This window comes from Pseudomonas serboccidentalis (assembly GCF_028830055.1).
GTDB classification, from domain to species: Bacteria; Pseudomonadota; Gammaproteobacteria; order Pseudomonadales; family Pseudomonadaceae; genus Aquipseudomonas; species Aquipseudomonas serboccidentalis.
In genome coordinates this window covers 2,627,192-2,649,411 of sequence record NZ_CP101655.1, presented here as the reverse complement: position 1 = coordinate 2,649,411, position 22,220 = coordinate 2,627,192, and the positions used below count along the sequence as shown (strand labels likewise).

Genomic DNA, 22,220 nt, shown 5'->3' with positions numbered 1-22,220 from the left:
GTGAGATATCGCTGGCTGTTGCTGTTGGCTGTTGTTCCGCTGTGGGCCCAGGCGCTTGAAATCGGCGAACGGCTGGCACCCTGGACGCTGCTGGATCAGTACGATCAAGCGTTCACCCTCGATAACCGCACCACGACGCTGCTGGTGGCGCGCGACATGGACGGTGCCAAGCTGATCAAGCAGGCGTTGAAAGACCAGCCCAAAGGCTATCTGGAAGCGCGCCACGCCGTGTTTGTCGCCGACATCCAGCGCATGCCGGCGCTGATCGCGAAGATGTTCGCGGTTCCGGCCATGCGTGACTACAGCTATCGGGTCATGCTCGACCGCGAGGGACGGGTGGCATCGCGTTATCCCGGCGCCGAAGGCTCGGTGCTGTGGCTGCAACTCAAGGACGGCCGATTGCTCGAACAACATGAGTACACCGACGCGGCCCAACTGCACGAGGCACTGGAGAAGGCCCGCCCATGATCGGCGCGCAGCTGCTGTCATTTGAAAGCCTGACGGTGGGCTGGCTGATTTACGCGCCGGTGCTGATCTGGGCGATCTGCCGTGCGCCGTGGGTCGAGTTGTTCAGTGACAGTCGCCGTCAGCATCTGCTGTTTGGCACCGTGTTCGCCCTGTTTCTGTTGTGGATGGTGCGCAGGGATTTCGACACCGGGGTCTCTTATCACTTCATTGGCATGACGGCGGTGACGCTGCTGCTGGACTGGCCGCTGGCGATTGTCGGCGGTCTGGTGGCGCAGCTCGGGTTGGTCATGCTCGGGCGTCAGGATCTGGCGGCGGTCGGGGTCAACGGTACGCTGCTGATCCTGCTGCCGGTGTTGATCACCGAATGCGTGGCGATCGTTGTCGAGCGCGCCCAGCCGCGTAATCCGTTCGTGTATATCTTCTGTTCCGGATTCTTTGCGGCGGCGTTGTCGGCCTTGCTGTGTCTGGTGCTCAGCCTGGGTCTGCTCTGGTACGACGGCCTGTTCGCCATGCCGGAATGGCTGGAAGACTTCCTTGGCTATCTGTGGCTGCTGATTTTTCCCGAAGCCTTTATCAACGGCATGGTGATCAGCGCGCTGGTGGTGTTCAGTCCCGAGTGGCTGGAAACCTTCAACCGCACTCGCTACCTTTCAGCGCCCTGGAAGGACGACGATCCCAAGTCTTGATCCACATCAAATCCGCCTCCCGCGCGGCATTTCATGCTCGGCCAAATCCCTTCAGGAGCAGCGGCATGAGTGTGTATGAGTGGGCGAGGCAGGAAACGCGGCAGAGTCTGGAGATGGCGCAGGAGGTGGGCTTCGATCCGGGCCTGAGCCTGCGCGCCTTGCTCAGCGCGGTGGTGCAACAGAGCAAGACGGTGCGCAACGCCGAAGACCTGGCCGACGAGTTGCGCTTTCTGGCGGAAAACCTCGACGACGATCAGGACTACGGCTTTATGCGGCCCTGATCGCGATCAGTGACGCGGGTCGAAATCGCCGGAGAACATTTCGTCTTCGGCATCCGGAGCGACCGGAATCTTGTGCTCTTCGGACGCCCAGGCGCCGAGGTCGATCAGCTTGCAGCGATCGGAGCAGAACGGACGGAATTTGTTCTCGGGGGTAAATTCCACGGGGGCGCCACAGGTTGGGCATTCTACGGTCGGGATCTGGCTCATGACTGGCCTCCGGATAAAGTCAGGTAAAGGTGATGCAGGCGCTCGACTTCGCTGTGCAGCCAGGCGAGGTCGCGGTCGTTGACCACCACATCGTCGGCACGGCTCACGCGGTCTTCGCGGCTGGACTGGGCCTTGAGGATCGCCTGGACCTGCTGTTCGCTGGTCTGGTCACGCTGCAAGGTGCGTTCGATCTGCAGTTGTTGCGGGGCGTCGATCACCAGGATGCGCTGGGTCATCGCGTATTGCCCGGATTCGATCAACAGCGGCGAAACCAGAATCGCGTAAGGCGATTTTGCCAGCGCCAGATGGTGGGCGATTTCCTCGGCGATCAACGGATGCAGCAAGGCTTCGAGCCAGCGGCGTTCCTCCGGCACTTCAAAGATCAGCTGGCGCAGGGCGGCGCGGTTCAGCGTGCCATCAGCCTGCAACACCTTTGGGCCGAAGTGTTCGGCAATCTTCGCCAGCGCCGGACGTCCCGGCTCGACCACCCAGCGCGCTGCATGGTCGGCGTCGACCACATGGATCCCGAGGTCGATGAAGTGCTGGGCCGCGGCACTTTTGCCGCTGCCGATGCCGCCGGTCAGGCCGAGAATCCAGGGTTTTTCCACAGGGGTATTCATTTCAAACCGACAAACTGCCAATAGAAGTCGGTTATTTGACCACCCCAGAGCAAGGCAATCCAGCCGGCAATTGCCAGATACGGGCCAAAGGGGATTGGCGTCGAGGTTTTCTGCTCACGCAAACGCAGCAGAATTACCCCGACAACGGCTCCCACCAGCGATGACAGCAGGATCGTCAGCGGCAGAATCTGCCACCCGCCCCAGGCCCCGAGCAGCGCCAACAGCTTGAAATCGCCATGACCTATGCCGTCCTTGCCGGTCAGCAGCTTGAACAGCCAGAACACCGACCACAGCGCCATGTAACCGGCCACCGCGCCCCATAGCGCCGCGTGCAACGAGACGAACAGCCCGAAGCTGTTGACGATCAGCCCCAGCCACAGCAACGGCAACACCAGCACATCGGGCAGCAGTTGATGTTCGGTATCGATCAGGCTCATCGCCAGCAATCCCCAGGTGAGGACGATCAACAGACACGCCGCCCAGCCAAAACCCACCTGCCAGGCGACGAAGGCCGAGAGCAGGCCGCAGGCCAGTTCGGTCAGGGGATAACGTTTGCTGATCGGGGCGGCACACGCAGAACAGCGTCCGCGCAGGAACAGATAGCTGAGCAGCGGGATGTTTTCCCACGCGCGAATCCGGTGGCCGCAATGCGGGCATTCGGACTGCGGGAGCATCAGGTTGTAGGTCGGCAGTGGCGTATCGGTCGGCAGGCCGAGGACGTCCTGGGCCTGCTGGCGCCAATCGCGCTCGAGCATTTTCGGCAGACGCCAGACCAGCACGTTGAGAAAACTGCCGACCACCAGACCCAGCAGCAGTGCGGTGAAAACAAAGGCCAGCGGATACAGACTGAAAAGTTCGTCGATAGGCATGTCAGATCGCTGAGCCGAGTTGGAAGATCGGCAGGTACATGGCCACGACCAGACCGCCGACGATGACACCGAGCACCACCATGATGAACGGCTCCATCAGGCTGGTGAGGTTGTCGACCATGTTATCCACCTCGTCCTCATAAAAACCGGCGACTTTGTCGAGCATGTCATCCAGCGCACCCGATTCCTCGCCGATAGCGGTCATCTGTACCGCCATGTTGGGGAACACCCCGGTGGTGCGCATCGAAAAATTCAGCTGCATGCCGGTGGCGACGTCCTGACGGATGCGCAGCACCGCGCGTTTGAACACCACGTTGCCGGTGGCCCCGGCCACCGAATCCAGTGCCTCCACCAGCGGCACGCCGGCAGCGAAAGTGGTCGACAGGGTCCGGGCGAAACGCGCCACCGCCGACTTGTACATCAGTGTGCCCACCAGCGGTACTTTCAGCAGCCAGGTGTCTTTGCGATCACGCAGCGCCTGAGACGTTTTCAGGGCGTGACGCGTACCGAAAAACACGCCAATCAGGATCCCGAGCACCGCCCACCACCATTGCTGCATGAACTCGGAGATGCCGATCACCATCAGTGTGAAGGCCGGCAGTTCAGCGCCGAAACCGGAAAACACCGCTTGAAACTGCGGCACCACTTTCACCAGCAGAATCCCCGTGACCACCATCGCGACCAGCACCACCGCCGTGGGGTAGGTCATGGCTTTCTTGATCTTGGCCTTGAGCGCTTCGCTTTTTTCCTTGTAGGTCGCGACCCGCTCCAGCAGCGTGTCGAGGGCGCCGGACTGCTCGCCGGCATCCACCAGGTTGCAATACAGTTCATCGAAATACTGCGGCTTCTTGCGCAGGGCGGTGGCGAAGCTGTTACCGGCGGCAACTTCCTGCTTCACCTCGTCCACCAGTTTGCGCATCGCCGGGTTGTCGAAGCCTTCGCCAATGATGTCGAACGACTGCAGCAGCGGCACGCCGGCTTTCATCATGGTCGCCATCTGCCGGGTGAACAGCGCGATGTCCTGGGCCTTGATGCGTTTGGCGAAACTCAGCAGGGAGGTGGATTTCTTGCGCACCTTGCCGGGGTTGATCCCCTGCTTGCGCAGTTGCGCCTTGATCAGCGCGGGGTTTTGCCCGCTCAGCTCGCCGGTGACCTTGCTGCCTTTGCGGTCCGTGCCTTCCCAGGCGTAGATGCTGATTTTTGCTGCCTTGACCGCCATGTTCAGTCCTTGGTGACCCGGTTGATTTCTTCCAGGCTGGTGATGCCTTGCATGGCCTTGCGCAGGCCCGAGGTGCGCAGATCGTCAAAACCGTCGCGACGCATTTGACTGTCGATTTCCAGCGAGTTGCCTTCGGCCATGATCAGCCGTTGCAGCTCGGGAGTGTTTTTCACCACTTCATAAATCCCCACGCGTCCCTTGTAGCCGCCGTTGCATTGATCGCAGCCGACCGGCTCATAGATCGTGAAACTGCCGATCTGTTCCGGCGGGAAGCCTTCCTTGATCAGGGTTTCGCGAGGGATCTCGATCGGTTTCTTGCAGTGACTGCACAATTTGCGCGCCAGGCGCTGGGCGATGATCAGGCTCACCGAGGTGGCGATGTTGAACCCCGGAATGCCCATGTTGTGCAGGCGGGTCAGGGTCTCGGCGGCGCTGTTGGTGTGCAGCGTGGACAGCACGAGGTGACCGGTCTGCGCGGCCTTGATCGCGATTTCGGCGGTTTCCAGGTCGCGGATTTCGCCAACCATGATCACGTCCGGGTCCTGACGCAGAAACGAGCGCAGCGCCTGGGCAAAATCCAGCCCCTGTTTGGGATTGACGTTGACCTGGTTGATGCCTTCCATGTTGATTTCCACCGGGTCTTCGGCGGTGGAAATGTTGATGTCGACGGTATTGAGGATATTGAGCCCGGTGTACAGCGATACGGTTTTCCCCGAGCCGGTAGGGCCGGTCACCAGAATCATCCCCTGTGGCTGCTTGAGCGCGGCCATGTACAGGTCTTTTTGCGCCGGTTCGTAACCCAATGCATCGATGCCGATTTGCGCACTGGACGGGTCGAGGATCCGGATCACTACTTTTTCGCCCCACAGGGTTGGCAGGGTGTTGACCCGGAAGTCGATCGACTTGTTCTTCGACAGGCGCATTTTGATCCGCCCGTCCTGGGGTTTACGCCGTTCCGAGATGTCGAGACTGGCCATGACTTTCAAGCGTGCGGCGATCCGCCCGGCCAGTTGGATCGGCGGTTTGGCCACCTCGCGCAGGATGCCGTCGGTGCGTACCCGCACCCGGAAGTTCTTTTCGTAAGGTTCGAAGTGCAGGTCGGAGGAGCCGCTCTTGATTGCGTCCAGCAGCATCTTGTGGACGAAACGGACTACCGGAGCGTCATCGGCATCGAGTCCGCCGATGGCGTCCTGTCGGCTGTCATCGACGGATTCGACATCCACGCCGTCGAGGTCGACGTCGGCCATCTCTTCGAGGCCGCTGGTGTGAGTGTCGAAAAATTTCTCGATGGCGTCAGTGAGCTTGTCGTCTTCCACCAGGATGGCTTCGGTATTCAATCCTGTGCTGAACTGGATGTCGTTGATCGCCTGGTAATTGCTCGGGTCGGAAATGCCCACGAACAGCTTGTTGCCGCGTCGCCACAAGGGCAGGACATGGTGCTGACGCACCAGTTTTTCACTGACCAGGCCCTTGGGCTGAGTTTCCTTGTCGAGGCAATTGAGGTCCATGAAGGCCATGCCGAAATGCTCTGAAGCGATCTCGGCCACCTGTGAACTCTTCACCAGTTTGTTCTGCACCAGGTAGCTGACCAGCGACAGCCGATTGCGCTGCGCCTGTTGCCAGGCCTGTTGGGCGCTTTTTTCCGTCAGCAGTTCGGCCTGTACCAGTTGCTTGGCCAGACCGCTCAGAGCGATGTCATTCATGAGGATTCCGCACGCTTGCCGTTCATGACTTATAGCCTAGTCAAGTGACAGCGCCAAACACGTCGGGCGCAGGTGACAAAAAGTGTCAGATAGTGCGGTTGTCTGTTGTAGGAAAGGCCGCCGCATCGTGCTCATGCCGAGTATTCGGGGCCGGCACCCGGTTGGCATGGGCTATGCTGAGCCCTTCTCAGATCATGAGATTCCGACTCATGCATGGAGCTTGTCTATGAAAAAACAACAGGGCTTTACTCTGATCGAGCTGCTGATCGTCGTGGCGATCATTGGCATTCTGGCGACCATCGCCTTGCCGCAATACTCCAAGTACCAGGCGCGTTCGAAGGTGACGGCAGGTCTGGCAGAAATCAGTGCGCTCAAGGTGCCGTTCGAAGACACGATCAATCAAGGCACGGACCCAACGCTGCTACTCGTGGCCGGGAGCGCTACAGCGACCACCTCCAACTGCACACTGGCGGCATCGGGAACCGCCTCGACGGGTGCGGGCACTATAACCTGCACACTGGTGAATGCCCCGGGTCCGGTGCTGGGTAAAACCATCACGTTGACCCGTACCGGTGCTGCGACTGGCAGCACCTCGGGCGTCTGGAGCTGTGCTTCGACCGTAAACCCGGACTACGCGCCTAAAGGTTGCGCAGGCACCGGTGCCTGATTGAGTCAACAAGGTCAGAGATGCCCCGCCATGCGGGGCATTTTTGTTTTCGAACGTTGAAAAAAGCTTCAATAATTTCAGCGTGTTAGGAACTTTCCGAAAAGCCGCAACTTGCATGTCGTTTATTCAGTGGTCATGCAAATTGCATGATTTCGAAAATTTGCATGATTCATATCTCATTGATTTATAAGGGATTATTGTCTTTCGAAAAGTTGGCACAGCCTTCGCAACATCTCCAGTAACCCTGCTGACAAGACAACCAGCAGACTTTCCAGAAAAACAGGAGTTACTCGTATGAAGAAGTTCGCTATCACTGCCGCTGCTGCTACCGCGCTGACCCTGACCATGGCTTCCGGTGCATTTGCACAAACCACTCAGACTACCCAGGCTCCAATGACTTTGGCTGCCGGTGAAATGACCAAGGCTAAAGAAGCTACTTCCGATACCTGGATCACTACCAAAGTCAAAAGCGACCTGGTAACCGAAAAAGGCATTCCTGGTACCGACATCAAAGTCGAAACCAACAAAGGTGTGGTTTCCCTGTCTTCCGATGTCGCCATCACCGAAGCTCAGAAAACCACGGCTGTGAACATCACCAAGAAAATCAAAGGCGTCAAAGCGGTTTCCGCTGACGGCCTGAAAGCCGAGTAAGGCATGACTTCTCGCCTGGACCGGGAGAAGGCGCGACAGACGGGCCGAGCAATACGTCTGCCGCAACTTTAGAGTTCATGCGAACGGTCACACGGATGTGACCATTACAGGCCCCGGCACTTGTGTCGGGGCCTGTTCTATTTTTAGAAGCAAAAGATCGCAGCCTTCGGCAGCTCCTACAATTTGGAATGCATTTCCCTGTAGGAGCTGCCGCAGGCTGCGATCTTTTGATCTTTCAGTTGCCGCGCTTGCTGTTGATCTGCCGCAGGCGATTGCCTTCAAAGCGCAGGTACTGGTACATGCCGTTGCTCGGGCCGTAGGTCCATTCTTCGACCTGAAACTCTTCGCGGCGGTTGGCGCTGCGCTTGTAGCCGAGGACATCGCGGCTGACCGGCTCGCCACACTTCTGCAGCACTTCGCTGGCGCGGTCGCCGAGACTGACCAGTTGGCTGCCACAGCGCAGGGTGTCTGAGGCCAGGGCAGGGCTGGCGGCGAGCATCAGCGTCATCGCAACCAGCCACTTGTGCTTCATTACTCGGCGTCCAGGTGCATTTGCGTCACGACCCGACCATCGCTTTCGGCCTCGCCAAGATTGGCATCGATGAAGTACACCCGGTCATCGGCCAGTTGGCCCTTGTCGACCAGATAATCCTTGATGCTGCTGGCGCGTTCCTGACCCAACTGCCGCAGCAACACGTCACTGGAGCTCCAGAACTTGATCACGCCTTCACGCATTTTCGCCGTGCGTTCTTCCTTGCCCAGATCCTTCCACTCGGCCGGTGGCTGGGTTTTCAGGCGGGTGCGGTAGATGCCTTCGAGCAACGGGCCTTTCTCGTTTTCCGGCACTTGCAGCAGCGAGGCTTGCGCCGGCACCTTGTCGCCACGGCGCTGGAGCATCTTGTAGTAGTTGTACTGATATTCGCGTTCCAGGCGCTGTTCGGCGATCAGCGGGCCGTCGCTGCTTTGGGCGGCGGTGCCTTCGATTTCCAGACGCAGGGCCGGACGCTCCTTCAGGGCTTTGGACAGCTTCTCCAGAGCGGACTCGGCGTCCTTGCTCAGGTCGCTGGAACCCGGTGCAAAGGCCACGGTACCGAGGTCCTCGGAGCTGCCACCGCTGATCAGCCCGCCAATCATCTTGAACGGCGCTGCGGCAGCCTTGACGATCAGGTTGCGCAGGGTCTGCCAGACAATCGGCATCACGCTGAACTGCGGATTGTTCAGGTCGCCGGTGACTGGCAGTTCGATGGAAATCTTGCCGTCGACGTCCTTGAGCAGGGCAATCGCCAGTTTCAGTGGCAGGCTCACGGCATCCGGGCTGTCGACTTTCTCGCCGAGTTGCAATTGCTCGACCACCACTTTGTTCTCGGCCTTCAACTGGCCCTTGGTGATCAGGTAATGCAGGTCGAGGTTGAGACGGCCCTTGCGGATGCGGTAACCGGCGAATTTGCCGGAGTACGGCGTCAGGGTGGTCAGCTCGACGCGTTTGAAACTGGTGGCGATGTCGAGGCTGGCCATCGGGTCGAACGGGTTGACCGCACCTTTGATGGTCACCGGTGCATAGCGATCGACCTTGCCCTTGATGTCGACGCTGGCCGGTTTCGCCTGACGGCTGTCGATGGTGCCGATCTGGCCGTTGAGCTGCTGGATCGCGGTGGCGAAGTTCGGGGTCAGGCTGAAGTCGGCGAAGTTGGCCGAACCGTCGTTGATCGCGATCGCGCCGATGTGAATGCCCAGTGGCTTGTCCTGGCTGGCCGGTTTGGCCGCTGCGGTTTTCGCACCACCGTCGGCGGGCTGTGGAATCAGCAGGTCGTCGATATTGGTGGTGCGGTCATCGTTGATCATGAACCGCGCGTACGGCTGGAACAGGTTGATCTTGTCGATCGACAGGCTGTCACCGTGTTGATAGTTGATGCCTTCGACCACCACTTGCTGCCACTTGAGGAAGTCGCGGGTTTTCAGGGTGTCGAGGGTGTGCAGTTGATCGATCTGCGCACGCCCGGTCACGCCGAGTGCCAGTGGCGCGGTGCTCTTGAGGTTGACCTTCAGGTCACTGCCGAGCATGCCGCTGCGCAGTTCCAGGCGAATGAACGGATTGATGTAGGACTGCGCGACACGCAGGTCGATATCCTGGGTTTTCACGTTGAGCTGGGCGGTGACCGGGGCGAGATTGACCACACCGTCGGCGTTGATCTTGCCTTGTTTGCCCAGGCCGCTGTCGAGTTTGACCTTGAAGGGGGAACCGTTGAGGCTGTCGAAATCCTGCAGATCAATGTTCAGCGGCGTGACATCCAGGGCCACCGCTGGCGTCGCCGAACGGTCGGCCAGATGCACCGTATAGTTGCGCAACTGCACGTCTTTGAGCAGCACTTGCCATGGCTTGCTCGGCACCGGCGGCGCTTTCGGCGAGTCGGCGGCTGCCGGGGTATTGGCAGGTTCGGCTGCTGCCTTGGCCGCGGGTTTGGACGGTTGGCTGGCGAACAGTTTCTGCCAGTCCAGCTGGCCGTCGGCTTCGAGTGCGGCCCAGGTTTCCAGTTTGTTGCTGCGGATCTTGCCGACCACCACTTGCTGTTTGGCCAGGTCCAGCGAGGTCTCGCTGACGTCGAGGCGTTCAAGTTTTGCCAGCGGACGCCCGTCCGGCGCCTTGATCGCGAACGGCGCAATGCTCACCGCGACGTTGTTCAGCAGCAGCTCGGTTTCTTTCGACAGGTTGAGTTTGTATTCGGTACTGAGGTTGAGCACGCCGTCTTCGAGCACCAGCGGCACCGCGTCACGCACGTAGGGCCAGAAGGATTTCATCTTGCCATCGGTGACTTTCAGCGTTCCCTCGGAGGTGAACGGGATCAGGCTGAAGTTGCCTTTCCAGTCGATCTGTCCACCGGCCGGGCCAGCGGCGACCAGGGTCATGTCAGCGTTGTCTTCGGGCAGGGTGCTGAGGTTTTTCAGCTCGAAGTCGAGTTTGTCGTAGAGGAATTCGATCGGCTCGCTTGGCCGGGCGTCCTCGAAGTGCACATTGCCGCCGGCCAGTTGAATGCGGTCGATGCGCAGCGGGAACGGCTTGGCATCCGGGTCGGCCGGGGTCGGTTCGCTGGCTGGAAGTTTGAACAGGCCCAGCAGATTGAGCTGGCCGTCCTTGGCGAAGAGGATTTCGGTCTTCGGCTTGTCCAGCTCGATATCGGCCAGGTGCAGTGCTTTGGTCCACAGGCTGTCGAGTTGCAGGTTGGCATACAACCGCTCGAAGCCGACTTGTTCCTTGCCCGGCTCACCGATGACCAGCCCCCACAGGGTGACTTCAAGGCTGAACGGATTGAGTTCGATGCGCTGGATATGTGCAGGCACCGTGGCGTAGTTGGCCAACTGCTGGTTGGCAATGCGCAGGGCGATGCCCGGCAAAATCAGAAACCCCAGCAGGCTGTAGAGGGCCAGAGCAGTCAACAAGGCGCCAATCGCGCGAATCAATCCTTTGGGCATGTGCGGCTTCATCTGTCTGAATCGGAGTGTCTTGGAGTATGGCACGCGATTCTGGTTCCGAAGTACATCGTCGGTTACAGGAATGTTCAGATTTGTCCGCAATCGTTGTAGGAGCTGCCGCAGGCTGCGATCTTTTGATCTTGTTTTTTAAAAATCAAAGTCAAAAGATCGCAGCCTGCGGCAGCTCCTACAGGGGATTACTATCAGAGCTGCAGAATCAGGGTTTTCAGCGGTGGCTGTTGGTCCATCGACGGGAAGTCGGCACCCGGGGGCATCACGCTCCACTCGCGCACAGGTCGCCCGGCCTTTTCCGCGCAGCGCAGTACCTGTTCGCGCCAGTCGTCCATGCTGACTTTCGCCAGGTTGTTGCAGCAGATCAGCACGCCGTTGTCGGCGGTGGTCAGCAGCGCCGGTTTGAGCAGGCTCTGATAGTCGCGCAGCAGGTCGACGGTGCCGAACGCGCTCTTGGCCCAGGCGGGCGGGTCGAGCAGCACCAGATCGTATTGACGCTGTTCGAGGCGCTGATAGCTCGGCAGTTTCTGCCCGCGCCGCTGGCTGATGGGCAGGCCGGCGAGTTGGCGGATTGCCGGAAAGTAGTCGGACTGGATGAATTGCATCTCGGGCAACTGTGGGTTGAGCAGACCGTTTTCGCGACCGACCGCCAGGTTGCCTTCGGCAAAATCCAGGTTGCACACTTCACGCGCACCACCGGCAGCCGCACTCAGGCCAACGCCACAGGTGTAGGCGAAGAGGTTGAGCACGCTTTTGCCCTTGGCGTGATCCTTGACCCAACCGCGAGTGTTGCGCAGGTCGAGGAACAACAGCGGATCCTGCCCGGCATGCCGCCCGCGCACGCGGTAGTTCAGGCCCCACTCATGACCGACCAGATCCGCCAGCGCGGCTTCGTCGGCTTTGTAGACGCTGTCTTCGCGATCGATCCGCGAGTTGCCCCGGGAGCGGTCGTTGTAGACCAGCAGCGTTTCGAAGCCCAGCGTCTGATTGACCATGGCGTGCAGTTGCAGCAGGTCATCGCGCTCCAGCGTCTGGTGAAAGCTCTGCACCAGCAATTGCGGACCGTAGCGGTCGATGGTCAACCCACCGGCGCCTTCCTGGCTGCCGTGGAACAGCCGATAGCAATCGGTGCCCTGACTGTGCAGTGCAGTGAGCAAGTCCTGGCGTTGATCGAGAGCGGCGCGCAGCGCCTGATTCAAGGAAGACATGCGGGCGCCTTGCTGGTGAGAATTGGGGCGCGGGAGTTTAGCAGTTACTGAGCTGCAAGCTCCAAGCTTCAAGCCTCAAGCTCAAAACTTGCAGCTTGCAGCTTGCAGCTCTGAGCGTCAGCGAAGCAGCCCCATTCGGCGTTTGGCCCGTTGCACCGAACCATTGCGCATCGCCCAGCGCAGCATCGGTGCGCTGCGTTTGACGCTGGCGCGGATCAACTGGCGCTGCAGCGGATTCTGTCGCGCATCGAACATGTCGCTGGCCCAGTCCGGCAGCAGGTCGATGCCAGCTTTCATCATCAGGTCGCCAAACGGCCGCGCCAGAACACTCGGGGCTGGCGCGTCGAGCAACAGGCGCAAGACTTCGCGGCTGCGTTCATCACACAGCAACTGCGGGCGCATGCGTTGCAGATAATCGGCCACGGCCTGCCGTGATTTCGGGACATCCCGCGCGCCGAGGCGCTCGGCGACCACGGCGATTTCCGCGTAGTAACGATCCTGTTCCGCCAGCGACAGCTGCGGGTTGCGGTAACGCAGATGCGCGGCGAGGAAGTTGCTGACTTCTGCCACATGCACCCAGGTCAGCAGGTCCGGGTCGCTGGCCGCATAGGGCCGGCCATCCGGTGCGGTGCCGACCACTTGCAGGTGAATGGTGCGCACTTTCTCGATCAGCCATTCGGCGTCGCGACGCGAGCCGAAGGTAGTGCCGGAAACAAACTGACTGGTGCGACGCAAACGTCCGAGCATGTCCTGACGAAAATTCGAGTGATCCCAGACCCCGGCCAGTGCCAGCGGATGCAGGGCTTGCAGGAGCAAAGCGCTGATGCCGCCGATCAGCATGCTGCTGAAGTCGCCATGGACTTGCCAACTGATCGAGTCGGGGCCGAACAGCCCGGGATCGCCCTTGGGGTTTTCCAGGTCGAGCTGACCGAGGGACAGCCCGGTCAGGCTCATGAGTTGGTTTTCGATGCGGCTGCGGATGAATTCCATGACAACTCATTGATGGTGGACAGGCGCGGCCGGTTGACCGCGCCGTGGACGTTACTGATTGAGGCGCTTGTCGATCAAGCCCTGCACCACGCTCGGGTCGGCCAGGGTCGAGGTGTCGCCAAGGCTGTCGAGTTCGTTGCAGGCGATCTTGCGCAAGATGCGGCGCATGATCTTGCCTGAGCGGGTTTTCGGCAAGGCCGGCGCCCACTGGATCAGGTCCGGCTTGGCGAAGCTGCCGATTTCTTTGCTGACGTGGGTCAGCAGTTCCTTCTTCAGCTCATCGCTCGGCTCGACGCCGTTCATGGGCGTGACGAAGGCATAGATGCCCTGGCCTTTGACGTCATGCGGGTAACCGACCACGGCGGCCTCGGCGATGCTGTCGTGCAGCACCAACGCGCTTTCCACTTCGGCGGTGCCGATGCGGTGGCCGGAGACGTTGATCACGTCGTCGATGCGCCCGGTGATCCAGTAGTCGCCGTCCTCATCGCGGCGCGCGCCGTCGCCGGTGAAGTAGTAGCCGGGGTAGGGTTTGAAATAGGTGTCGACCATGCGCTGCGGATCACCGTAAACGCTGCGGATCTGCGCCGGCCAGCTCGACTTGATCGCCAGCACGCCGCTGCCGGCGCCTTTGATTTCCTTGCCGTGTTCATCGAGCAGCACCGGTTGTACGCCGAACATCGGTTGTGTGGCGCACCCCGGTTTGATTCGTTGCGCGCTCACCAGCGGGCTGAGCATGATGCCGCCGGTTTCGGTCTGCCACCAGGTGTCGACAATCGGGCAGCGCTGTTCTCCTACAACGTTGAAGTACCATTCCCACGCTTCCGGGTTGATCGGCTCACCGACGCTGCCGAGCAGTCTGAGACTTTGCCGCGACGTTTCCTGCAACGGCCCGGCACCCTCGCGCATCAGCGCACGCAGGGCCGTCGGCGCGGTGTAGAAAATGTTGACCTTGTGTTTATCAATCACCTGCCAGAAACGCGAAGTGCTCGGATAACTCGGCACGCCTTCGAAGATCAGCGTGGTCGCGCCGTTGGCCAGCGGGCCGTAGACGATGTAACTGTGACCGGTGACCCAGCCGACGTCGGCGGTGCACCAGAACACTTCGCCATCGCGGTAATCGAGCACGTATTTGAAGGTCATCGCCGCCTGCAGCAAATAGCCGCCGGTGGTGTGCAACACGCCTTTGGGTTTGCCGGTGCTGCCGGAGGTGTAGAGGATGAACAATGGATCCTCGGCGTCCATCGGCTCTGGCGGGCAGTCGTCGCTGACATCGCGCACCGCCTGGTGATACCAGAGGTCGCGGCCCTCGACCCAATTGACCTTGCCCTGCGTGCGCTCGACCACCACCACTGTGCTGACGTCCGGGCAGCTTTGCAGGGCTTTGTCGACGTTCTGTTTTAACGGCACGAACTTGCCACCGCGCACGCCTTCGTCGGCGGTGATCACCGTGCGGCAATCGGCGTCGAGAATGCGGTCACGGAGTGAATCCGGGGAGAAGCCACCGAACACCACCGAATGAATCGCGCCAATCCGCGTGCAGGCGAGCATGGCGTAGGCGGCTTCAGGGATCATCGGCATGTAGATGCACACCCGGTCGCCTTTTTTCACGCCACGGCTTTTCAGCACGTTGGCCAGTCGGCAGACATGGTGGTGAAGTTTTTTGTAGGTAATCTGCACCGATTCGGCCGGGTCGTCGCCTTCCCAGAGAATCGCGGTCTGCTCGCCGCGCTGCGCGAGGTGGCGGTCGATGCAGTTGTAGCTGACGTTCAGTTGTGCACCGGCAAACCAGGAGGCTTCACCGGTCTTCAGGTCGTAGCGCTGGACGGTCTGCCACGGTGTGCTCCAGTCGAGAAAGCGCGTGGCCTGTTCGGCCCAGAAGGTTGTGGGGTGTTCGAGGGATTCGCGATACAGGCGCTTGTAGTCGTCCTGACTCAACTGCGCAGCCCGGCGGACGGCATCGGCTTTGGGGAACGTGCTGATATCGAACATGACGGTTCCTTATTCTTGTTGTGCGACAAGAGGGAAGCTGTACGACCCTCGTAGGAGCTGCCGAAGGCTGCGATCTTTTGATCTTGTTTTTTAAGATCAAGATCAAAAGATCGCAGCCTTCGACAGTTCCTATAGAGGACCGCGTACGCCACCGATTCTGCGATTGGCCCGGTGCCGTGGAACTGTCGATGTTGCAAGCTGTAGGGGCAGGCAAACCGCCCCTTCAGCCTATCACCCGCGGTGACGCCCGCGGAAGTAGTTGATCAGGCCCTGAGTGGAGGCATCGTCAGCGCTGGTTTCATCGCTGCCGACCAGGCGGTTGTAAACGCCTTTGCCCAGTTCCTTGCCCAGTTCCACGCCCCACTGGTCGAAGGCGTTGATGCCCCAGACCACGCTCTGCACGAACACTTTGTGCTCATACAAGGCAACCAGCGCGCCGAGACGACGCGGGCTGATGCGCTCGACCACAATGGTGTTGCTTGGACGGTTGCCCGGGATCACCTTGTGCGGTGCAAGTTTGTGCACCTGTTCTTCGCTCATGCCTTTGTCGCGCAGTTCAGCCTCGGCTTCGGCCAAGGTCTTGCCGAGCATCAGCGCCTGGCTCTGCGACAGGCAGTTGGCGTACAGCCACTGATGGTGGTCGGACACCGGGTTGAAGCTGACGATCGGCACGATGAAATCGGCCGGGATCAGTTGGGTGCCCTGGTGCAGCAACTGGTGGTAGGCGTGCTGACCGTTGCAGCCGACGCCGCCCCAGATCACCGGGCCGGTATCGGTCGACACCGAGGTGCCGTCCTGACGCACGCTCTTGCCGTTGGATTCCATGTCCAGCTGTTGCAAGTGCTTGGTGATGTTACGCAGATAGTGGTCGTACGGCAGGATCGCGTGGCTTTGCGCGCCCCAGAAGTTGCCGTACCACACGCCGAGCAGCGCCAGCAGCACCGGCATGTTCTGTTCGAACGGTGCGCTCTGGAAATGCTGGTCCATGGTGTAGGCACCGGACAGCAGTTCCTTGAAGTTGGACATGCCGATGGCCAGCGCAATCGGCAGACCGATGGCCGACCATAGCGAGTAGCGACCGCCAACCCAGTCCCACATCGGGAAAATGTTTTCTTCACGGATGCCGAATGCTACCGCTGCGGCGTTGTTGCTCGATACCGCGATGAAGTGGCGATACAGCTCGGCTTCCGAACCTCCCTGAGCCAGGTACCAGGCGCGTGCGGCCTGGGCGTTCTTCAGGGTTTCAAGGGTGTTGAAGGACTTCGACGAAACAATGAACAGCGTGGTTTCGGCGCGCAGCTTTTGCGTCAGCTCGTGGAACTCACTGCCGTCGATGTTCGCCAGGTAGTGGCAACGCACGCCTTTCTGCGCGTAGGACAGCAGCGCTTCGGAAACCAGCTCCGGGCCGAGGAACGAGCCACCGATACCGATGTTCACCACGTCGGTGATCGGCTTCTCGGTGTAGCCACGCCACAGGCCATCGTGGATGCGGCCGACCAGATCAGTGATCTGGTTCAGCACCTTGTGCACTTCCGGCATCACGTTGACGCCGTTGACCGACAGTTTGTCGCCCACCGGGCGGCGCAGGGCGGTGTGCAGCGCCGGGCGGCCTTCGGAGGCATTGACGATTTCGCCGTCGAACAGCGCTTTGATCGCGCCTTTCAAATCGACTTCATTGGCCAGACCCACCAGCAGATTGCGGGTCTGGGCATTGATCAGATTCTTCGAATAATCGAGAAACAGTCCGCAGCTGCTGAGAGTGAATTGATTGAAGCGCTGCGGATCGGCGTTGAAGGCCTCGCGCATGCTGAAATCCTGCATGGCTTGGCGGTGATCTTTCAACGCTTGCCAGGCAGGCAGAGCGGTAACGTCGTGAGGAGTGCGGTAGTACGCCATCGCTGCGGTTTTCCTTTTTACTTGAACGGCCTTTTGAACACAGAACAGACCGATACGCCATGTTTGGGCGAGGGTCAAATGCATCGACACGATTTTTCGACGCAGGGCGAATACAGTAAACCTCGCGCTGCGATCTGTCTTGACTTCTTCTGACCTGTTCCCTGTACTTTTTTAACATCGATACCGGGAACAAGCCGACCAACGGAAGGGGATTGGCGCGTCGAAGCGGCTCAGGCCACCTGAACCGGAATGGCATTGCTGGTGTGGCTCAGCTCATTGCCCGGTGCCATGTATAGCATGCGCGGCTTGAAATTCAGCAGCTCCGCTTCGCTGTAATGGGCGTAGGCGCAAATGATCACCCGATCGCCGACCTTGGCCTTGTGCGCGGCCGCGCCGTTGACCGAAATCATCCGCGAACCTTCTTCACCCCGGATCGCGTAGGTGGTGAAACGCTCGCCGTTGTCGACGTTGTAAATCTGGATCTGCTCGTACTCACGGATGCCGGACAAGTCCAGCCACTCGCCGTCGATGGCGCAGGAACCTTCGTAATCGAGTACCGCATGGGTGACTTCGGCGCGGTGCAGCTTGGCCTTGAGCATGATGGCGTGCATGAGGGATTTCCCGGGTTGGAATCGAACGGCGGGCAGTGTGCCCGAAGGCTTTGGGGGCGGCAATATGGCTTGAAATGCAATTTTCAGAACGCTGAAAAACACTGTAGGAGTGAGCCTGCTCGCGATAGCGGACTGTCATTCAACAATGATGCTGAATGTCAGGGCCTCATCGCGAGCAGGCTCACTCCTACAGGGGGTACTGCGCTGTTGTTTAAGTCGGGGTATCGAGATTCAGGTGCAGGTTGTCGATCAGCCGGGTGGTGCCGAGGAACGCGGCCACCAGAATCACCAGATCGCGGTCTTCAGCCGTCGCCGGACGCAAGGTCAGGGCGTGGCGGATTTCCAGGTAATCCGGGCGCAGGCCGGCAGCTTCCAGCTGTTGCACCTGGGCTGCGATCAGCGCCGGGTAGTCGCGCTCACCTTGCTTGATCGACTCGGCAATCGTGCTCAGGGTGCGATAGACCACCGGGGCCACGGCACGCTGCACTTCGCTGAGGAAACCGTTGCGCGACGACAGCGCCAGGCCGTCGGCGGCGCGTACGGTCGGCTCGCCAATGATCTGGATCGGCATGTTCAGGTCATGCACCAGCGCGCGGATCACCGCCAATTGCTGGAAGTCCTTCTGGCCGAAGATCGCCAGGTCCGGCTGGACCATGTTGAACAGCTTGCTGACCACCGTCGCCACACCTTCGAAGTGCCCCGGACGGCTGGCGCCGCAGAGGCCTTCAGACAGTTGCGGAACGCTGACCCGGGTCTGTCCGGCCATGCCATCGGGATACATCTCTTCAACCGTCGGGGCGAACAGCAAATGGCAGCCGGCTTGCAGCAGCTTTTCCTGATCCGCCGCCAGGGTGCGCGGGTATTTGTCGAGGTCTTCGCCGGCGCCGAACTGCAGCGGGTTGACGAAGATGCTCGCGACCACGAAATCCACCCGTTGGGTGGCTTTGGTGATCAGCGCAATGTGGCCGCTGTGCAGGTTGCCCATGGTCGGCACGAAGCCGATGCGCTTGCCTTCACTGCGGGCGCGCGCCACGGCGGCGCGCAGTTCGCGTACGGTTTTTACGGTGTTCATGCAGAGAATCCGTGTTCGACACCAGGGAAAGTAACGCCTTTGACTTCGTTGACGTAAGCCTTCAGTGCGGACTGGATGCTGTCCTGACCCTGCATGAAGTTCTTGACGAATTTCGGTACGCGGCCGGTGATCGACAGGCCGAGCATGTCGTGCAGCACCAGCACCTGACCGTCGGTGGCGCTACCGGCGCCGATGCCGATGACCGGGATCTTCACGGCCTGACTGATTTCCGCAGCCAGTTCGCTCGGTACGCATTCGAGCAGCAGCATGGCCGCGCCCGCCTGCTCCAGCGAAATCGCGTCGGCACGCATCTGCCGCGCCTGGTTCTCGTTGCGGCCCTGCACTTTATAGCCGCCGAGAATGTTCACCGCTTGCGGGGTCAGGCCCATGTGCGCGCAGACCGGCACACCGCGCTCGGCCAGCAGGCGGATCGACTCCGCCAGCCACAGCGCACCTTCGACCTTGACCATGTGCGCGCCGGCCTGCATCAGCATGGCGCTGTTGGTCAGGGTTTGTTCGACGGTGGCGTTGGCCATGAATGGCAGGTCGGCCAGGATCAGGGCATCGGTGTTGCCGCGTTTGACGCAGGCGGTGTGGTAGGCCATTTCTGCGATGGTGACCGGCAGGGTGCTGTCGTGACCTTGCAGAACCATGCCGAGGGAGTCGCCCACCAGCAGCACTTCGACACCGGCCTCGTTGCAGGCGTGGGCGAAGGTCGCGTCATAGCAGGTCAGCATGGTGATCTTTTCACCTTTCTGCTTGAGGCTCTGGAGCGTGGTCAGGGTGATGGCTGGCATGTAAAAAATCCTCGTTCAGGCGCTTTGGAAACTACTGCGAGTAACGCGCGTGATTCTTCATCTACTCAGGCGCACGGTCTTGTGTCGTGCTTATAAGGCCTGGATTGCGCCCGTATGTGCCGGGTTGGCGGCAGCGGGACGCCTATAGTCGTGAGGAGAACCTAGGAAGTCAATTGCATGTGTTACCGCATTGTTACGAGGGGAGTGTTACCGGCGTTACTGATGCGATTCAGCGGCGCGGCGGGCCTGATTTGCGGGGTTTTTGTCCGACAAAAATAGCAATGCTGCACGCTCTCTCTGTGTAGGAGCTGCCGAAGGCTGCGATCTTTTGATCCTGGCTTTTTAGAAACAAAAGCAGGATCAAAAGATCGCAGCCTTCGGCAGCTCCTACAGGGGGATTTTTGTCAGGCGTGGGGCAGGCGTTCGAGGCCGACGAACGGGCAGGCAGCGAGCAGATCGACCAGCGCACGGCCATCGGCAAGCCGCAGATCCTGCGGAGCCAGCTCGGCGAGGGGATAGAGCACGAATGCGCGTTCCTGAATCTGGTAGTGCGGGACTTTCAGCCGTGGCTCATCAATCTGTCGAGCGCCGAACAACAGGATATCCAGATCCAGTGTGCGCGGGCCCCAGCGCTCCAGACGCTCGCGCCCCTGATCGTTTTCGATCGCTTGCAGCGCATCGAGCAGGTCCAGCGGTGCGAGATCACTGTCGAGGGCTGCTACCGCGTTGGTGTAACGCGGTTGGCCCGGCAGCAGTGAATCGCTCTGATAGAACGCCGAGACGCCGGCGAGGGTGGTCTGCGGCAACTGCCCCAGCGCATTGAGCGCGCTGCGCAATTGTTCGACCGGGTCAGCGAGGTTACTGCCCAGGCCGATATAAATGCGTTCCATGCCTTATTCGCCCGATGCGCTCGGAGCCCCGGCGCGCTTGCGCTTGGAGCCGCTGCTGCGGCGACGTTTGCGCGGTGCATTACTGGCGTCATCGCCCTTGCCGCTGAGGTCACGGATCATGTCGCGACGTTCGCTGTCGTTGGCGTCCTGATAGTCGGTCCACCATTCGCCCAGGCCATCGGTCTGCTCGCCGGCGCTTTCACGCAACAGCAGGAAGTCGTAACCGGCGCGGAAACGCGGGTTGTCCAGCAGCAGGTCGGCGCGTTTGCCGCTGCGGCGTGGCAGGCGTTCCTGCATATCCCAGATTTCACGGATCGGCATGGTGAAGCGCTTTGGAATGGCGATGCGCTGGCACTGTTCGGCGATCAGCTCGTGCGCGGCTTCCTGCATGGCCGGAATCGGCGGCATGCCACGCTCCTGCAGACGCAACACACGGGCCGGCAGGGCAGGCCACAGCAGTGCGGCAAACAGGAAGGCCGGGGTTACCGGTTTGTTCTGCTTGATGCGCAGATCGGTGTTGGTCAGCGCTTCGCTGATCAGCGTGTGGGTGTATTCCGGGTTGTATTCCAGCGCCTCGGCACTGGCCGGGAACAACGGGGCGAAGAGTTGCAGATCGACCAGCATTTCGAAGGTGATCGCGCCGTGGCCGGAAAGGAACAGCTTGAGCACTTCCTCGAACAGACGCGCCGATGGAATCTCGAGCAGCATCGGCGCCAGTTCACGGATCGGCTGCACGGTGTGCTTCTCGATGCCGAAATTCAGTTTGGCGGCGAAACGCACAGCCCGCAGCATCCGCACCGGGTCTTCCTGGTAACGCTGCTTCGGATCGCCGATCAGGCGGATCAGGTGATTGCGAATGTCGTGTACGCCGTTGGCGTAATCGAGTATGCGTTCGCTGACCGGATCGTAATACAGGGCGTTGATGGTGAAGTCGCGGCGCTGCGCGTCTTCTTCCAGGGTGCCGTAGACGTTGTCGCGCAGAATCCGCCCGCTCTCGTTACGCGAAGACTGATTGCTGTCTTCTTCGTCTTCGTTTTGCGGATGATTGGCGCGGAAGGTCGCGACTTCGATGATTTCGCGACCGAAATGAATATGCACCAGTTTGAAGCGACGACCGATGATCCGCGCATTGCGGAATTCGGCACGGACTTGCTCGGGAGTGGCGCTGGTGGCGACGTCGAAATCCTTGGGCGTGATGCCCAGGAGCATGTCACGCACGCAACCACCGACCAGATAGGCCTGGTAGCCGGCGCCCTGCAAGCGTTCGACGATATTGACCGCGTAGCGGCTGAATTGCCCCTTTTGCAGCGAATGTTGGCCGCTGTTGAGCACTTCAGGGGTGCTGCGGATGTGTTGCGTACGACGCACGGGTGTTCGGAATGACTGGAACAGCTTCTTCAGCATGGGATGCACTGTTTGAAGGAATGTTCGGCCATACCAAAGAATGACCGCATGATGGGCGCAGATTCTAGCATTTAGTCGGGGGATGGTGTAGGAGACAGCAGATTCAAGCTGAAAGCCGCAAGCTACAAGGGTGGAGCGGAGTAGAACGGAGGATTTTTTCCAGAAGGGAGAAACTACAAGGGGAGCCGAAGCTCCCCCAGAAGTAGTTGCGTGCTCTTTTTATTATTGATTCGGGCTTCTTGTTTTTGTTGAGTGCCCTCGCCATGAAGCTTTCCCTTCATGACCCTCCCAATCGGGAGCCAAGAGCAAACGGATTGCTTTGGTCGCTGAGTTGCAGTGATCTTGCGATCCAACCAGTACAGGCTCTGTCTTAGGACAGTTTTTGTTGTTCTCGGCCTGGTCGTGGGGCTAGCCCCAAATACAACGCCTCTCCAAAAGAATCAGTTAGCTGCGCCTCTCGCCGTCTTGTTTTTATTGTGCGTGAGTCGATTCGTCTTATTTTTATTGTCTTG

General features: G+C 60.1%; 21 protein-coding genes. 5 read left to right on the top strand and 16 right to left on the bottom strand.

The features are described 5' to 3' along the window. The 3 genes from NN484_RS12040 (at position 1) to NN484_RS12030 (ending at position 1,435) form a co-directional block, all read left to right on the top strand. Positions 1–468, top strand: coding sequence for an FAD/FMN-containing dehydrogenase (locus NN484_RS12040; protein WP_127651959.1), 468 nt, complete (start codon positions 1–3; stop codon positions 466–468). Then, positions 465–1,154 carry an energy-coupling factor ABC transporter permease gene (locus NN484_RS12035; RefSeq protein WP_215502140.1) on the top strand — a complete coding sequence of 230 codons (690 nt, stop codon included), beginning with the start codon at positions 465–467 and terminating at the stop codon, positions 1,152–1,154. Before NN484_RS12040 ends, NN484_RS12035 begins: the two co-directional genes overlap by 4 nt. 65 nt (positions 1,155–1,219) lie before the next feature. Continuing rightward, positions 1,220–1,435: a hypothetical protein gene (locus tag NN484_RS12030; RefSeq protein WP_064382081.1), complete on the top strand. Its 216-nt coding sequence runs from the start codon at positions 1,220–1,222 to the stop codon at positions 1,433–1,435. Between the two features lie 6 nt (positions 1,436–1,441). Here NN484_RS12030 and yacG read toward each other — a convergent pair whose 3' ends face one another. The 5 genes from yacG to pilB are packed head-to-tail and all read right to left on the bottom strand — an operon-like array spanning position 1,442 to position 6,053. Then, the gene (yacG, locus tag NN484_RS12025; RefSeq protein ID WP_127651961.1) at positions 1,442–1,642 is read right to left on the bottom strand and encodes a DNA gyrase inhibitor YacG; all 201 of its coding nucleotides are present in this window, start codon (positions 1,640–1,642) and stop codon (positions 1,442–1,444) included. Next, complete coding sequence (gene coaE, locus NN484_RS12020) at positions 1,639–2,262, bottom strand: dephospho-CoA kinase (RefSeq protein ID WP_274659178.1); 624 nt, start codon at positions 2,260–2,262, stop codon at positions 1,639–1,641. Before coaE ends, yacG begins: the two co-directional genes overlap by 4 nt. Further along, positions 2,259–3,131: a prepilin peptidase gene (locus NN484_RS12015; protein ID WP_274659177.1), complete on the bottom strand. Its 873-nt coding sequence runs from the start codon at positions 3,129–3,131 to the stop codon at positions 2,259–2,261. The genes coaE and NN484_RS12015 overlap by 4 nt, the downstream gene beginning before the upstream one ends. Position 3,132: 1 nt before the next feature. Further along, entirely contained in the window at positions 3,133–4,350 is a 1,218-nt protein-coding gene (locus NN484_RS12010) for a type II secretion system F family protein (protein WP_274659176.1), read from the bottom strand. A 2-nt stretch (positions 4,351–4,352) separates the two neighbouring features. After that, a complete protein-coding gene (gene pilB / locus NN484_RS12005; protein WP_215502138.1) occupies positions 4,353–6,053 on the bottom strand; it encodes a type IV-A pilus assembly ATPase PilB in 1,701 nt (566 codons plus the stop codon). Positions 6,054–6,279: 226 nt separating this feature from the next. Between pilB and NN484_RS12000 the strand changes: the two genes are divergently transcribed. Continuing rightward, positions 6,280–6,720 carry a pilin gene (locus NN484_RS12000; protein ID WP_127651966.1) on the top strand — a complete coding sequence of 147 codons (441 nt, stop codon included), beginning with the start codon at positions 6,280–6,282 and terminating at the stop codon, positions 6,718–6,720. A gap of 294 nt (positions 6,721–7,014) precedes the next feature. After that, positions 7,015–7,371 carry a BON domain-containing protein gene (locus NN484_RS11995; RefSeq protein WP_127651967.1) on the top strand — a complete coding sequence of 119 codons (357 nt, stop codon included), beginning with the start codon at positions 7,015–7,017 and terminating at the stop codon, positions 7,369–7,371. Positions 7,372–7,606: 235 nt separating this feature from the next. On the opposite strand, the gene NN484_RS11990 is transcribed toward NN484_RS11995, so the two are convergent. The 11 genes from NN484_RS11990 to NN484_RS11940 form a co-directional block, all read right to left on the bottom strand. Further along, positions 7,607–7,903 carry a DUF2845 domain-containing protein gene (locus NN484_RS11990; protein WP_274659175.1) on the bottom strand — a complete coding sequence of 99 codons (297 nt, stop codon included), beginning with the start codon at positions 7,901–7,903 and terminating at the stop codon, positions 7,607–7,609. Next, a complete protein-coding gene (locus NN484_RS11985; RefSeq protein WP_274659174.1) occupies positions 7,903–10,851 on the bottom strand; it encodes a DUF748 domain-containing protein in 2,949 nt (982 codons plus the stop codon). Before NN484_RS11985 ends, NN484_RS11990 begins: the two co-directional genes overlap by 1 nt. Positions 10,852–11,042: 191 nt before the next feature. Then, positions 11,043–12,059 carry a class I SAM-dependent rRNA methyltransferase gene (locus NN484_RS11980; protein ID WP_274659173.1) on the bottom strand — a complete coding sequence of 339 codons (1,017 nt, stop codon included), beginning with the start codon at positions 12,057–12,059 and terminating at the stop codon, positions 11,043–11,045. Positions 12,060–12,176: 117 nt separating this feature from the next. Further along, entirely contained in the window at positions 12,177–13,049 is an 873-nt protein-coding gene (locus NN484_RS11975; RefSeq protein WP_274659172.1) for an oxygenase MpaB family protein, read from the bottom strand. 51 nt (positions 13,050–13,100) lie between these two features. Next, positions 13,101–15,038: an acetate--CoA ligase gene (gene acs, locus NN484_RS11970; RefSeq protein WP_274659171.1), complete on the bottom strand. Its 1,938-nt coding sequence runs from the start codon at positions 15,036–15,038 to the stop codon at positions 13,101–13,103. 231 nt (positions 15,039–15,269) lie between these two features. Continuing rightward, positions 15,270–16,934: a glucose-6-phosphate isomerase gene (gene pgi / locus NN484_RS11965; protein WP_127651975.1), complete on the bottom strand. Its 1,665-nt coding sequence runs from the start codon at positions 16,932–16,934 to the stop codon at positions 15,270–15,272. Positions 16,935–17,164: 230 nt separating this feature from the next. After that, positions 17,165–17,545 (bottom strand): aspartate 1-decarboxylase, encoded by a 381-nt coding sequence (panD, locus tag NN484_RS11960; protein ID WP_003228271.1) that lies wholly within the window; start codon positions 17,543–17,545, stop codon positions 17,165–17,167. Positions 17,546–17,756: 211 nt separating this feature from the next. Next, on the bottom strand, positions 17,757–18,617 hold the full coding sequence (gene panC / locus NN484_RS11955) for a pantoate--beta-alanine ligase (RefSeq protein WP_274659170.1): 861 nt from the start codon (positions 18,615–18,617) through the stop codon (positions 17,757–17,759). Next, positions 18,614–19,414: a 3-methyl-2-oxobutanoate hydroxymethyltransferase gene (gene panB, locus NN484_RS11950; protein ID WP_127651977.1), complete on the bottom strand. Its 801-nt coding sequence runs from the start codon at positions 19,412–19,414 to the stop codon at positions 18,614–18,616. The genes panC and panB overlap by 4 nt, the downstream gene beginning before the upstream one ends. A gap of 404 nt (positions 19,415–19,818) precedes the next feature. After that, positions 19,819–20,304, bottom strand: a complete 486-nt coding sequence (gene folK, locus NN484_RS11945; RefSeq protein ID WP_274659169.1) for a 2-amino-4-hydroxy-6-hydroxymethyldihydropteridine diphosphokinase — start codon at positions 20,302–20,304, stop codon at positions 19,819–19,821. A 3-nt stretch (positions 20,305–20,307) separates the two neighbouring features. After that, complete coding sequence (locus tag NN484_RS11940; RefSeq protein ID WP_274659168.1) at positions 20,308–21,708, bottom strand: polynucleotide adenylyltransferase PcnB; 1,401 nt, start codon at positions 21,706–21,708, stop codon at positions 20,308–20,310. Between the last annotated feature and the right edge of the window lie 512 nt (positions 21,709–22,220).